The 12786-nt window shown below is 54.6% G+C and carries 11 protein-coding genes; 1 reads left to right on the top strand and 10 read right to left on the bottom strand.

Annotated features, from left to right (window positions below; all coding sequences use genetic code 11):
* Window positions 1-3: 3 nt before the first annotated feature.
* Window positions 4-2586 carry a leucine--tRNA ligase gene (leuS, locus tag ACMYSK_RS11840; RefSeq protein ID WP_434643269.1) on the bottom strand — a complete coding sequence of 861 codons (2583 nt, stop codon included), beginning with the start codon at window positions 2584-2586 and terminating at the stop codon, window positions 4-6.
* Between the two features lie 224 nt (window positions 2587-2810).
* Here leuS and ACMYSK_RS11835 point away from each other — a divergent pair, with 224 nt between their 5' ends.
* Complete coding sequence (locus ACMYSK_RS11835; protein ID WP_434644056.1) at window positions 2811-3293, top strand: zinc ribbon-containing protein; 483 nt, start codon at window positions 2811-2813, stop codon at window positions 3291-3293.
* A gap of 69 nt (window positions 3294-3362) precedes the next feature.
* On the opposite strand, the gene ACMYSK_RS11830 is transcribed toward ACMYSK_RS11835, so the two are convergent.
* From ACMYSK_RS11830 to miaB, 9 genes are all read right to left on the bottom strand, one after another.
* On the bottom strand, window positions 3363-4088 hold the full coding sequence (locus tag ACMYSK_RS11830; protein WP_434643266.1) for an amino acid ABC transporter ATP-binding protein: 726 nt from the start codon (window positions 4086-4088) through the stop codon (window positions 3363-3365).
* Window positions 4088-4762, bottom strand: coding sequence for a glutamate/aspartate ABC transporter permease GltK (gene gltK, locus ACMYSK_RS11825; RefSeq protein WP_434643264.1), 675 nt, complete (start codon window positions 4760-4762; stop codon window positions 4088-4090). The genes ACMYSK_RS11830 and gltK overlap by 1 nt, the downstream gene beginning before the upstream one ends.
* Window positions 4763-4764: 2 nt before the next feature.
* Window positions 4765-5505: an amino acid ABC transporter permease gene (locus tag ACMYSK_RS11820; protein WP_434643261.1), complete on the bottom strand. Its 741-nt coding sequence runs from the start codon at window positions 5503-5505 to the stop codon at window positions 4765-4767.
* 163 nt (window positions 5506-5668) lie between these two features.
* Window positions 5669-6577 (bottom strand): amino acid ABC transporter substrate-binding protein, encoded by a 909-nt coding sequence (locus ACMYSK_RS11815; RefSeq protein ID WP_434643258.1) that lies wholly within the window; start codon window positions 6575-6577, stop codon window positions 5669-5671.
* Window positions 6578-6975: 398 nt separating this feature from the next.
* Entirely contained in the window at window positions 6976-8514 is a 1539-nt protein-coding gene (gene lnt / locus ACMYSK_RS11810) for an apolipoprotein N-acyltransferase (protein ID WP_434643256.1), read from the bottom strand.
* A 22-nt stretch (window positions 8515-8536) separates the two neighbouring features.
* Window positions 8537-9415 carry a CNNM family magnesium/cobalt transport protein CorC gene (corC, locus tag ACMYSK_RS11805; protein WP_434643253.1) on the bottom strand — a complete coding sequence of 293 codons (879 nt, stop codon included), beginning with the start codon at window positions 9413-9415 and terminating at the stop codon, window positions 8537-8539.
* A 100-nt stretch (window positions 9416-9515) separates the two neighbouring features.
* Window positions 9516-9983 (bottom strand): rRNA maturation RNase YbeY, encoded by a 468-nt coding sequence (gene ybeY, locus ACMYSK_RS11800; RefSeq protein ID WP_434643250.1) that lies wholly within the window; start codon window positions 9981-9983, stop codon window positions 9516-9518.
* Window positions 9980-11026, bottom strand: a complete 1047-nt coding sequence (locus ACMYSK_RS11795; RefSeq protein WP_434643247.1) for a PhoH family protein — start codon at window positions 11024-11026, stop codon at window positions 9980-9982. Before ACMYSK_RS11795 ends, ybeY begins: the two co-directional genes overlap by 4 nt.
* 153 nt (window positions 11027-11179) lie before the next feature.
* Window positions 11180-12604, bottom strand: a complete 1425-nt coding sequence (gene miaB, locus ACMYSK_RS11790; RefSeq protein ID WP_434643245.1) for a tRNA (N6-isopentenyl adenosine(37)-C2)-methylthiotransferase MiaB — start codon at window positions 12602-12604, stop codon at window positions 11180-11182.
* Window positions 12605-12786: the final 182 nt, after the last annotated feature.

The following is a 12786-nucleotide window of genomic DNA, read 5'->3' as shown; positions in this document are numbered from 1 at the left end:
CGCTTAGCCAACGACCAGGTTGAGCAGTTTACCCGGGACGTAAATCACTTTACGTACGGTTACACCGTCGAGATACTTCGCGACCAGATGTTCCTGGCCCGCACGTTCACGAACCTGTTCTTCAGTTGCGTCGACAGGAACGGTAATTTTACCACGGACTTTACCATTGACCTGAACAACAACCAGGGTGGTATTTTCGACCATGGCGCTTTCGTCAGCGACCGGCCACGGCGCGTTGTCGATATCGCCTTCACCGCCCAGTTCCTGCCACAAGGTGAAGCTGGCATGTGGGGTGAACGGGTTGAGCATGCGCACGACTGCCAGCAGAGCCTCACGCATCAGCGCGCGATCCTGCTCGTTGTCCTGCGGGGCTTTTGCCAGTTTGTTCATCAGCTCCATGATCGCGGCGATCGCGGTGTTGAAGGTCTGACGACGGCCGATATCATCGGTGACTTTGGCGATTGTTTTGTGAACATCGCGACGCAGCGCCTGCTGATCTTCGCTCAGGCTGGTCACGTCCAGGGCGGCAACAGGGCCCTGAGTTGCGTGTTCGTAAACCAGTTTCCAGACGCGTTTCAGGAAGCGGTTGGCCCCTTCAACGCCGGACTCCTGCCATTCCAGGGTCATATCTGCCGGCGAGGCGAACATCATGAACAGACGTACGGTATCCGCGCCGTAGCGCTCAACCATCACCTGCGGGTCGATGCCGTTGTTCTTCGACTTGGACATTTTGCTCATGCCGGTATACACCAGCTCGCGACCTTGCGGATCGTAGGCTTTCACGATACGGCCTTTCTCATCGCGCTCGACGGTGGCATCAACCGGGGAAACCCAGTTACGCTCGCCGTTTTCGCCAACGTAGTAGAAGGCGTCAGCCAGTACCATCCCCTGACACAGCAGCTGTTTCGCCGGCTCGTCGGAGTTAACCATACCTGCATCGCGCATCAGCTTGTGGAAGAAGCGGAAGTACAGCAGGTGCATGATCGCATGTTCGATCCCGCCGATGTAAATATCGACCGGCAGCCAGTAGTTGGCGGCGTTTGGATCCAGCATCCCTTCATCGTACTGCGGGCAGGTATAGCGCGCGTAGTACCAGGAGGATTCCATGAAGGTGTCGAAGGTATCGGTTTCACGCAGCGCAGGCTGGCCGTTAACGGTGGTTTTTGCCCACTCCGGATCGGCCTTGATTGGGCTGGTGATGCCGTCCATGACCACATCTTCCGGCAGGATAACCGGCAGCTGATCTTCCGGCGTCGGCATTACGGTACCGTCTTCCAGGGTGACCATTGGGATCGGTGCGCCCCAGTAACGCTGGCGGGAAACCCCCCAGTCGCGAAGGCGGTAGTTGATTTTACGTTCGCCAACGCCCATAGCCGCTAGTTTGTCGGCGATAGCGTTGAAGCCCGCTTCGTAGCTCAGGCCGTCGAACTCACCGGAGTTGAACAGGGTGCCTTTTTCAGTCAGCGCCTGCTCGGACAGGTCCGGTTTTGAGCCGTCTGCCGCCAGAATGACCGGCTTAATGTTCAGGCCATATTTGCTGGCAAATTCGTAGTCGCGCTGATCGTGACCCGGAACGGCCATGACCGCGCCGGTGCCGTATTCCATCAGCACGAAGTTTGCCGCCCAAACCGGGATAGCTTCGCCGGTCAGCGGATGAATTGCTTTAAAGCCGGTATCGACACCTTTTTTCTCCATCGTCGCCATCTCGGCTTCTGCGACTTTGGTGTTACGGCATTCGTCGATGAACGCAGCCAGCGCCGGGTTGGACGCCGCAGCCTGCTGTGCCAGCGGGTGGCCCGCGGCAACGGCCAGGTAGGTGCAGCCCATGAAGGTGTCCGGACGCGTGGTGTAGACGGTCAGCTTGTCGGCATAATCGTTAACGTTGAAGGAGATCTCTACCCCTTCAGAACGGCCAATCCAGTTACGCTGCATGGTCTTAACGGTATCTGGCCAGTGATCCAGTTTATCCAGATCGTTCAGCAGCTCGTCCGCGTAGGCGGTGATTTTGATAAACCACTGCGGGATCTCTTTACGCTCAACTTTGGTATCGCAGCGCCAGCAGCAGCCGTCGATAACCTGTTCGTTGGCGAGAACGGTCTGGTCATTCGGGCACCAGTTCACCGCAGACGTTTTCTTGTACACCAGGCCTTTTTTATACAGCTCGGTGAAGAATTTTTGCTCCCAGCGGTAGTATTCCGGGGTGCAGGTCGCGACTTCACGGCTCCAGTCATAGCCAAAGCCCAGCTTTTTCAGCTGGTTTTTCATGTAGGCAATATTGTCGTAGGTCCACGGTGCCGGTGCGGTGTTGTTTTTAACCGCGGCGCCTTCCGCCGGCAGGCCGAACGCATCCCAGCCGATCGGCTGCAGAACGTTTTTACCCAGCATACGCTGGTAGCGGGCAATCACGTCACCGATGGTGTAGTTACGTACGTGACCCATGTGTAGTCGACCAGAAGGATAAGGAAGCATCGACAGGCAGTAATACTTCTCTTTGCTCTCGTCTTCAGTTACTTCAAACGTACGATGATCGTCCCAGTGAAGCTGGACTTTCGATTCTATCTCTTCCGGGCGGTATTGCTCTTGCATGGCAGCCAGTGGTCCTGTTTTCAATACAGCTACAAAATGTAGCCAATGGATGTGTTGTCAGATCGGCATAGCATAGCCCAAACGCCCACGTCAAAACAGCCTTTCGCACATTAACATCGGCAAAAGCGGCGGAGATTATTTCCCGACTCTGTGGGCTAACTGACAAAGCAGACGGCAAATAACGTCTATTATTAGAAGAAGTTAACCACACCGGAGGCGAAATGATGAACAAGGTTGCTCAATTCTACCGTGAACTGGTGTCAACGCTCAGTGAACGGCTACGCAATGGCGAGCGTGATATTGACACGCTGGTGGAACAGGCGCGGGTGAAGATTAGCCAGTCTGGTGAGTTAACGCATCGCGAAGTTGAGACGCTGACCAAAGCGGTCAGGCGCGATCTGGAAGAGTTTGCCCGTAGCTATGAAGAGAGTCAGGATGAGCTGACGGATAGCGTGTTTATGCGGGTGATAAAAGAAAGTCTGTGGCAGGAACTGGCGGATATTACCGATAAAACCCAGTTGGAATGGCGTGAGGTGTTCCAGGATCTCAACCACCACGGGGTTTACCATAGTGGTGAAGTGGTGGGGTTAGGGAACCTGGTGTGCGAGCACTGCCATTATCACCTCGCGGTCTATACCCCGGATATTCTGCCGCGCTGCCCGAAATGCGGGCACGATCAGTTCCAGCGTCGTCCTTTTGAACCCTGATATGTGGCGTTGGCGGGGCTGAGCGAAACCAGGCGCGCACCTGCCGATGCGCGCCTGAAAAGCAAAGAATTAATGCAGGATTTTGGCGAGGAAGTCTTTGGCACGTTCGGATTGCGGATTGGCGAAGAATGCTTCTTTGTCAGAATCCTCGACAATTTTCCCTTCATCCATAAAGATCACCCGGTTGGCGACCTTGCGGGCAAAGCCCATCTCGTGCGTCACCACCATCATCGTCATACCCTCGTTTGCCAGTTCGACCATTACATCCAGCACCTCGTTGATCATTTCCGGATCCAGTGCTGAAGTAGGTTCGTCAAACAGCATGGCGATCGGATCCATACACAGCGCACGGGCGATAGCCACGCGCTGCTGCTGACCACCGGAGAGCTGCGCCGGGTATTTATCGGCATGGGCGGATAGCCCCACGCGCTCCAGCAGCTTCAGGCCTTTTGCCCGGGAAGCGGCTTTGTCACGGTTAAGTACTTTAACCTGCGCCAGCGTCAGGTTGTCGATAATCGACAGATGCGGAAACAGTTCAAAGTGCTGGAACACCATCCCGACGCGGGAGCGCAGTTTGGCGAGATTGGTTTTTTTATCGTTCACCCTGGTGCCATCCACGGTGATATCGCCTTGTTGAATGGGCTCCAGACCGTTGACGGTTTTAATCAGCGTCGATTTACCCGAGCCGGAAGGCCCGCAAACCACCACCACTTCACCTTTCTTCACTTCCGTGGAGCAATCGGTCAGCACCTGAAAGTGACCATACCATTTTGAAACGTTTTTCAGGGTAATCATTACACAGTCCTTTTCTTCAACCAGCTGACCAACAGCGATGCGCTGAGGCTAATGACAAAATAAACGGCGCCTGCAAACAGGATCATTTCGACCTGGGTTCCATCGCGCTCGCCGATAGTGGAGGCGGTACGGAAGAAGTCGGCGAGGCTCAGAACGTAGACCAGCGAAGTATCCTGGAACAGAACAATCCCCTGAGTGAGCAGCAGCGGCACCATGGCGCGAAACGCCTGCGGCAAAATAATCAGCTTCATGGATTGCCAGTGGGTCATCCCCAGCGCCAGCGCAGCGCTGGACTGGCCGCGGGAGATACTCTGAATACCCGCACGGATAATTTCCGAGTAGTACGCCGCTTCAAACATGGAGAAGGCCACCATCGCCGATATCAGCCGGATATCGCTTTTCGGTGACAGGCCAAGGACGTTCTGCAGGAAGCCGGGAACGATCAGATAAAACCACAGCAGGACCATGACCAGCGGGATCGAACGGAATACGTTGACGTAAGTCTTGGCAAACCACGCCAGCGGCAGGAAGCTCGACAGGCGCATGACCGCGAGCAGGGTTCCCCAGACGATACCGAAAATGATGGCAGTCACGGTGATTTTTAACGTGATAACCAGCCCGGCCAGCAGGTAGGGCATGGACGGAACGATGGAACTCCAGTCAAAATCGTACATGATTATTTGCCTCCCAAATTGCCCGGCAGGCGGACCTTACGTTCAACCACATACATCACCAGCATAATCACGGCATTGATGAACACATAGGCGAGGGTAATCGCGGTAAAGGATTCCCAGGCATGTGCGGAGTAATCCAGCAGCTTACCCGCCTGTGCCGCCATATCCGCCAGCCCGATGGTCGAGGCGATGGCCGAGTTTTTCACCAGATTCATCATTTCGGAGGTCATCGGGGGCACAATCACCCGATAGGCGTTGGGCAGCAGGATGTAACGATAGGTCTGTGGCAGCGTCAGGCCCATTGCCAGCCCGGCGTTTTTCTGCCCACGCGGCAGTGACTGAATGGCAGCTCGCACCTGCTCGCACACACGAGCGGCGGTAAACAGGCCCAGACACATCATCGAAGAGAGAAAGAACTGAATATTCGGATCGAGTTCAGACTTAAACCACATGCCGATGTTTTCCGGCAGGAGCTCCGGCACGACCAGATACCAGGTAAAAAACTGAACGATCAGCGGGACATTACGGAACAGTTCGACGTAGCAGGTTCCGATACTTGATAACCAGCGGTTGGGGGCGGTGCGTAAAATGCCAAACAGCGAGCCGACGAAAAAAGCGATGATCCAGGCGCTAATCGACAGTGCGATGGTGACCTGAAAACCGCTCCAGAGCCAGCCCAGATAGGTGGTGTTACCGAACGGGGCCTGTTGCAGGAAGATCCCCCAGTTCCAGTCTATTGACATAAATGACTCCTGGAAAAAAAAGGGTAGCATCGCTACCCTCGAAGATCATTGTGCAGCCTGTTTCGGTATTCGCGGCGGCTGGGGAACGACCAGCCACCGTATAGTCTGTCCGTGCTGTCACAACAATCGGGAGGGCAGGATGTCCTGCCCCTTGTTCTTTTAATTAGTTCAGAGCTTTGTCATTAGGAGTTTTGAACAGCGCTTTCATGTCTTCGGACAGTTCGAAGTTCATATTCAGATTCTTCGGCGGGATTGGGTTTTTGAACCACTTGTCGAACCATTTTTCCGCTTCGCCGGAGGTCTGGGCCTTGGCGACGGTGTCGTCTACCAGCGTTTTGAACTGCGGGTCGTCTTTACGCAGCATGCAGCCGTAGGCTTCTTTGGACTGCGGCGTACCGATGATTTCCCAGTTGTCAGGTTTCTTCGCCTTGGCGCGCTCGCCGGCCAGCAGAGCATCATCCATCATAAAGGCAACCGCACGACCGCTTTCCAGAGTCCGGAAGGAGTCGCCGTGATCTTTGGCGCTGATGATGCGCATATTCATTTTCTTCTCGTCATTCAGCTTATGCAGCAGAACTTCTGAGGTCGTCCCGGAGGTGACCACGACGGCTTTATCTTTGAGGTCAGCAAAATCTTTAATCTCACCGCCTTTTTTCGCCAGCAGGCGGGTGCCGACGACGAAAATGGTGTCAGAGAACGCCGCCTGCTTCTGACGTTCCAAGTTATTGGTAGTGGAACCGCACTCGAAGTCATAGGTGCCGTTCTGTAGCAGCGGAATACGGTTTTGTGATGTTACCGGAACCAGTTTTACCTGCAGGTCAGGTTTGTTCAGCTTTTTCTTGATGGCATCAACGATAGCGTTGGAATAATCCTGAGAGTAACCGACCACTTTTTGCTGGTTGTCGTAGTAGGAGAACGGTACGGAGGATTCGCGGTGGCCAACAACGATAACGCCGTTTTTAGCGATTTTATCCAGTGTGCTGCCTGCTGCCGGGGCGGCATCTTCCGCATGCGCCAGGCCAGCGGTCATACCCATGACCAGCATTGCCGTGGCCAGTTTACGTAATTGCATATCCAACTCCTTATCCGCAGCGTCACTGACGCTTTTGATACCCATTGTGAATGTGTGTGTGCGTTATTATGGCTGCGATATTTGTGTGCAGCATTTGTATGTGTTTGTTAGCATTTAGTTTGGCTTATTGTAAAGATTTTGCTGCTTTATTGTTTATTTTTGCGAACTGCTCCGCACCATTTAAAGGCAAAAATCGTTCATTGCACCAAATTAGTGCCTGGCGAGATCTGGACTGGTGCAACCGGGTTGTACCAGCAAGAATGACGCGACGACCTGAGTATATTAAGCAATGCTCGTGCCAGGTCGGCGAGTGGTGAGAGTAGGAAGAGAGGTGGCCCCGGCAACGGGCGTTGGCCGGGGCTGTGCGGACCTTTAGTCGGATCCGCAGGAAAGAACGGCTATCGGCGGCGCTGGCGCAGACTCATGACCAGTGCGCCAAAACCTAACAGCGCGGTCAGTACCCACAGCGGCCAGTTACCGGTGCGGGCGTACGGGGTCAGGCCGGTAGTCGGAGTGACTTTGGTGGTCAGCACCGCGCGGGTAAACTGCGGGATCATGTCCTGAATGTCACCCCGCGGGCCAATGACGGCGGTAATACCGTTATTGGTGCTGCGCAGCAGCGGACGAGCCAGCTCAAGGGCACGCATGCGCGCCATCTGGAAGTGCTGCCACGGACCGATAGATTTCCCAAACCAGGCATCGTTAGAGATGGTCAGCAGGTAGTCGGTATCCGGGCGGAAGTTATCCCGTACCTGTTCGCCGAGAATAATCTCGTAGCAGATGGCCGCCGTCAGTTTCATATTATGCGCCACCAACTGCGGCTGCACGTACGGACCGCGGCTGAAAGACGACATCGGCAGATCGAAGAACGGAGCCAGCGGACGAAGAATAGACTCCAGCGGAACGAACTCGCCGAACGGCACCAGATGGTTCTTGTTGTAGCGATCTTTGGAGTCGTAGCTGTAGGGATTATCTTTGCCCAGCGTAATGATGGTGTTGTAGGTATCGTAACGGTTCTGCTTGTTCAGTCGCGCATCGACGATGCCGGTCACCAGCGAACTGTTTTTCGCACGCAGCAGGTCGTCCATCATGGTAAGGAAATTCTGCTGATTGATTTCCAGATCCGGAATCGCCGATTCAGGCCAGATAATCAGCTGTGACGACCCCATATGCGGCTGGGTTAAATCCATATAGATCTTCAGCGTGTTGAACAGCTGCTTTTCATCCCACTTCAGCGCCTGGGGAATATCGCCCTGCACCAGCGACACTTCGGTCGCGCGCTCCGGCTGCAGCTGATACCACTGAATGTAGCGCAGCGGGAAGGGCAGTGCGAACAGCACGACGGCGGCGATCAGTGGTTTCCAGCTGCGCTGAACGAGCGCCAGAACCAGCAGGCCGCTGACTATCATCAACAGGAAGTTAATGGCTTCAACGCCCATCACGGGCGCTAAACCTTTTAGCGGGCCGTCTATCTGGCTGTAGCCGAACTGCAGCCATGGGAAGCCGGTCAGCACCCAGCCGCGTAGAAACTCGGTAATTTGCCAGACTACCGGCGCGGCGACAGCAACGCGCAGCCAGCTGGTTTTTGGCCACAGACGGGAGAGCAGGCCGGCGAAGAGCCCGGTGTACAGCGACATATACGCCGCCAGCAGCACTACGAGGAACACGTTTACCGGGCCAGGCATACCGCCAAACTGCGCGATGCTGACATAAACCCAGTTTATCCCCGAGCCAAACAGCCCCATGCCCCAGAAGAAACCAATCCAGGTACTCTGCAACGGACGACGGTTAAGGGTCAGTCCCTGCAGGCCGATTAGCGAAATAATCGCCGCGGGCCAGATGTCATAAGGAGAAAAAGCCAGCGTTCCGCTGGCTCCGAATAATAGCGCCAGCAGCAGACGTACGCGCTGGCGTTCGATAAGAGAGGCAAATACCATTTAGGTTAATCGTCCCGTGTAATTAATCTTCCAGCTTCGGCTGCGGCGCGTCATCAGGAAGTTTGACATGAACCTGGATGATACGTCGGCTATCGGCCATGGCGACTTTGAATTGGTAACCATCGATTTCAATAGACTCTCCGCGCGCCGGGAGATGGCCAAAGGCCTGCATCACCAGCCCACCAATGGTGTCCACCTCTTCATCGCTGAAGTGGGTGCCATAGGCTTCATTGAAGTCCTCAATAGAGGCCAGGGCGCGCACCGTCCAGGTATGGCGGCTCAACTGACGAAAATCGATATCTTCCTCTTCATCGTATTCGTCTTCGATCTCGCCAACGATAAGTTCGAGAATGTCTTCAATGGTCACCAGACCAGAGACGCCGCCGAACTCATCAATGACGATAGCCATATGGTAACGCTGGGAGCGGAACTCTTTCAGCATGCGGTCAACCCGCTTGCTTTCAGGCACGACAACCGCCGGGCGTAACACTTTTTCCATGCTGAATGCTTCGGAATCGCTGCGCATAAACGGCAGCAAATCTTTGGCCATCAGAATCCCTTCAATGTGATCTTTGTCTTCGCTGATGACCGGGAAACGCGAGTGGGCGGATTCGATAATCACATCGAGGCATTCGTCCAGCGTCTGGTTGCGTTTCAGGGTAATCATCTGCGAGCGGGGGATCATGATATCGCGGACGCGCTGGTCGGCGATGTCCATTACCCCTTCGAGCATATCGCGCGTATCCTCGTCGATAAGGTCGTTTTGCCCGGAATCACGGATCAGCTCCAGCAGTTCATCACGGTTTTTCGGTTCTCCGTGAAAAAGCTGGCTGAGTAACAGGGAGAAGAATCCCTTTTTGCTGTTTACTGTGTCACTACTGTGTGAATTGTCGTCGCTCATGGCGTCGTGTGGGTTCTCATGTCAGTTAATTTGTCGCTCGTCGCGCGTATACTCAGCGCCGGACGGCACGGGGCCGCTCGCCGGTTAAACCGGCGGCAGGCTATTCCTTCTCGGCAATGTACGGATCCTCATAGCCCAGAGCAAGCATTATCTCTGTTTCGAGGCCTTCCATCTCTTCCGCTTCTTCATCAATGATATGGTCATAGCCCAGCAGGTGCAGACTGCCGTGAATCACCATATGTGCCCAGTGTGCCTCCAGCGGTTTGTCTTGCTCTTTTGCTTCCTGTTCAACGACCTGACGGCAGATGATCAGATCGCCAAGCAGCGGCAGTTCGATACCCGGCGGTGCTTCAAACGGGAACGACAGCACGTTTGTCGGTTTATCCTTGCCGCGATAGGTCAGATTCAGCTCATGGCTTTCGGCTTCGTCTACCAGGCGCACGGTCACTTCTGACTCTTCCTGAAACTGAGGTATGACGGCGTCTACCCAGCGTTGAAACTGGGCTTCATCCGGCAAACCGCCGTTATCTTCGCAAGCCAGCTGTAAATCGAGAATAACCTGACTCATTTCTGCTCCTGTTCCTGGGCTTCGCGTTTGCGCTCGGCGGCCAGTTCTGCTTTACGTTTTTGATCTGCTTCTTCCCACGCTTCATAAGCATTCACGATGCGGGCAACCACCGGGTGGCGAACGACATCTTCGCTATGGAAGAAATTGAAGCTGATTTCATCGACTTCTGCCAGCACTTCGATGGCGTGGCGCAGGCCGGATTTGGTACTGCGCGGCAGGTCTATCTGGGTGACATCGCCGGTGATCACCGCTTTTGAGTTAAAACCGATACGGGTCAGGAACATCTTCATCTGCTCGATGGTGGTGTTCTGGCTTTCATCGAGAATAATAAACGCATCGTTCAGCGTACGCCCGCGCATATAGGCCAGCGGCGCGACTTCGATAACGTTACGCTCAATCAGCTTTTCAACCTTCTCGAAGCCGAGCATTTCGAACAGCGCATCGTACAGCGGGCGCAGGTACGGATCGACTTTTTGGCTCAGGTCGCCGGGCAGGAAGCCCAGTTTTTCCCCGGCTTCAACGGCAGGGCGAGTCAGCAGGATACGACGCACGTCCTGTCGCTCGAGCGCGTCTACCGCAGCGGCAACCGCAAGATAGGTTTTCCCGGTCCCGGCAGGGCCGACGCCGAAGGTAATATCATGATCGAGGATGTTAGCGATGTACTGCGCCTGATTCGGCGTACGTGGCTTAATGACGCCACGTTTGGTCTTGATATTGATGGCCTTGCCGTAGTCCGGCACGCTATCGGCGCTTTGTTCCAGCACCCGCGCTTCTTTAATCGCCAGATGAATCTGCTCTGGCTCAATATCCTTAATCTGTCCGCGCATGGGCGCAGTATCGACATACAGGCTAAGCAGGATATCGGCCGCCGCGTTCACGCATATCGTACGCCCGGTCAGTTTAAAGTGATTGTCGCGACGATTAATTTCGATGCCTAAACGGCGTTCCAGCTGTTTGATATTGTCGTCAAACGGGCCGCACAGCCCCAGCAGGCGTGCGTTATCCGCTGGCTCAAGGGTAATTTCACGGGTTTCTATGTTCAAACTGTTCCTCTTTACGCGTCTTGCCGGACGGCGAACGTCTCCGGCCTGTAAGGAAATTATTCACGTCATGAGAATATGGCGCAAGCATTGCGATATATATTGGGTCGGGGAGAGGAAATGCAAGGCCTGCCGGAGTCGGCAGGCCTGAACGGATCACGGCTGGTAGGTTCCGACGCCGAGGTCGTTTTCTTTACGGGTACGAGCAATAACGGATTCCGGCGATTCCGTGATACGCAGCCCCATCTCCTCTTCGGTACGCACAATTTTGCCGCGCAGCGAGTTGGTATAAACGTCAACGATTTCAACATCAACAAACTTACCGATCATATCCGGTGAGCCTTCGAAGTTGACCACGCGGTTATTCTCGGTACGCCCGGAGAGTTCCATAATATTCTTACGGGAGGTGCCTTCGACCAGAATACGCTGAGTGGTGCCGAGCATGCGGCGACTCCAGGCCATTGCCTGCTGGTTGATACGCTCCTGCAGGATATACAGACGCTGCTTCTTGTCTTTCTCCGGCACGTCGTCGACCATATCTGCCGCCGGAGTCCCCGGTCGTGCAGAGAAGATAAAGCTGTAGCTCATGTCGAGATTCACATCGGCAATCAGCTTCATGGTCTTCTCGAAATCTTCGTTGGTTTCGCCTGGGAAGCCGACGATAAAGTCGGAGCTAATCTGAATATTCGGGCGGGCTTCATACAGTTTGCGGACGATCGCTTTGTACTCCAGCGCCGTATGGGTGCGCCCCATCAGGTTCAGGACCCGGTCGGAACCGCTCTGTACCGGCAAGTGCAGGAAGCTTACCAGCTCCGGCGTATCACGATAGACGTCAATGATGTCATCGGTAAACTCGATCGGATGGCTGGTGGTAAAGCGAATGCGGTCGATCCCGTCGATAGCCGCTACCAGACGCAGCAGGTCGGCAAAACTGCCGGTGGTTCCGTCGTAGTTCTCTCCGCGCCAGGCATTGACGTTCTGGCCCAGCAGGTTGACTTCCCGTACTCCCTGGGCCGCCAGTTGAGCAATTTCAAACAGAATATCGTCGCTGGGGCGGCTGACTTCTTCACCGCGGGTGTAGGGCACCACGCAGTAAGTACAGTACTTATTACAGCCTTCCATAATCGAAACAAATGCCGTTGGGCCTTCGGCGCGCGGTTCCGGCAGACGGTCGAATTTTTCGATTTCCGGGAAGCTGACGTCCACGACCGGGCTGCGATTGCCGCGGACCGAGTTGATCATTTCCGGCAGACGATGAAGCGTCTGTGGCCCGAAAATAATGTCCACATAGTGGGCGCGTTGACGAATGAGTTTACCTTCCTGTGAGGCAACGCAGCCGCCAACACCGATAATCAGATCGGGATTTTTTTCTTTCAATAATTTCCAGCGACCCAACTGATGGAAAACTTTCTCCTGCGCCTTCTCACGGATTGAGCAGGTGTTGAGCAGCAGAACGTCCGCTTCTTCAGCGATCTCGGTGAGTTGATACCCGTGCGTGGCATCCAGCAGATCGGCCATCTTTGATGAATCGTATTCGTTCATCTGACAGCCCCAGGTTTTAATATGGAGTTTTTTTGTCATCGACTTGCTCATGCTTAATTATAGAAATTCAAAATGACGGGTACGTATACTCTATGAATTTCGAATTGCAGAAAGGCGGCAAGCCCGAGAGGCCGCAGCCAACGCGTCTGCAATTTGAAAGACGACGAGTATAGCCAGGATTGCAGGACGCGTATTGTAATGCTTTGGTCGCGCCCTGACCA

It is taken from the genome of Klebsiella sp. I138 (genome assembly GCF_051131765.1).
Lineage (GTDB): Bacteria > Pseudomonadota > Gammaproteobacteria > Enterobacterales > Enterobacteriaceae > Klebsiella.
The sequence above is the reverse complement of the archived record's forward strand: the minus strand, read 5'-3'. Positions and strand labels throughout refer to the sequence as shown.

Excerpts from the sequence above, each read along its gene's own strand:
- ACMYSK_RS11820 (WP_434643261.1), bottom strand. The coding sequence starts at position 5,505 with ATGTCAATAGACTGGAACTGGGGGATCTTCCTGCAACAGGCCCCGTTC.
- miaB (WP_434643245.1), bottom strand. The coding sequence starts at position 12,604 with ATGACAAAAAAACTCCATATTAAAACCTGGGGCTGTCAGATGAACGAA.
- ACMYSK_RS11835 (WP_434644056.1), top strand. The coding sequence starts at position 2,811 with ATGAACAAGGTTGCTCAATTCTACCGTGAACTGGTGTCAACGCTCAGT.
- gltK (WP_434643264.1), bottom strand. The coding sequence starts at position 4,762 with ATGTACGATTTTGACTGGAGTTCCATCGTTCCGTCCATGCCCTACCTG.
- ybeY (WP_434643250.1), bottom strand. The coding sequence starts at position 9,983 with ATGAGTCAGGTTATTCTCGATTTACAGCTGGCTTGCGAAGATAACGGC.
- lnt (WP_434643256.1), bottom strand. The coding sequence starts at position 8,514 with ATGGTATTTGCCTCTCTTATCGAACGCCAGCGCGTACGTCTGCTGCTG.
- ACMYSK_RS11815 (WP_434643258.1), bottom strand. The coding sequence starts at position 6,577 with ATGCAATTACGTAAACTGGCCACGGCAATGCTGGTCATGGGTATGACC.
- leuS (WP_434643269.1), bottom strand. The coding sequence starts at position 2,586 with ATGCAAGAGCAATACCGCCCGGAAGAGATAGAATCGAAAGTCCAGCTT.
- corC (WP_434643253.1), bottom strand. The coding sequence starts at position 9,415 with ATGAGCGACGACAATTCACACAGTAGTGACACAGTAAACAGCAAAAAG.
- ACMYSK_RS11830 (WP_434643266.1), bottom strand. The coding sequence starts at position 4,088 with ATGATTACCCTGAAAAACGTTTCAAAATGGTATGGTCACTTTCAGGTG.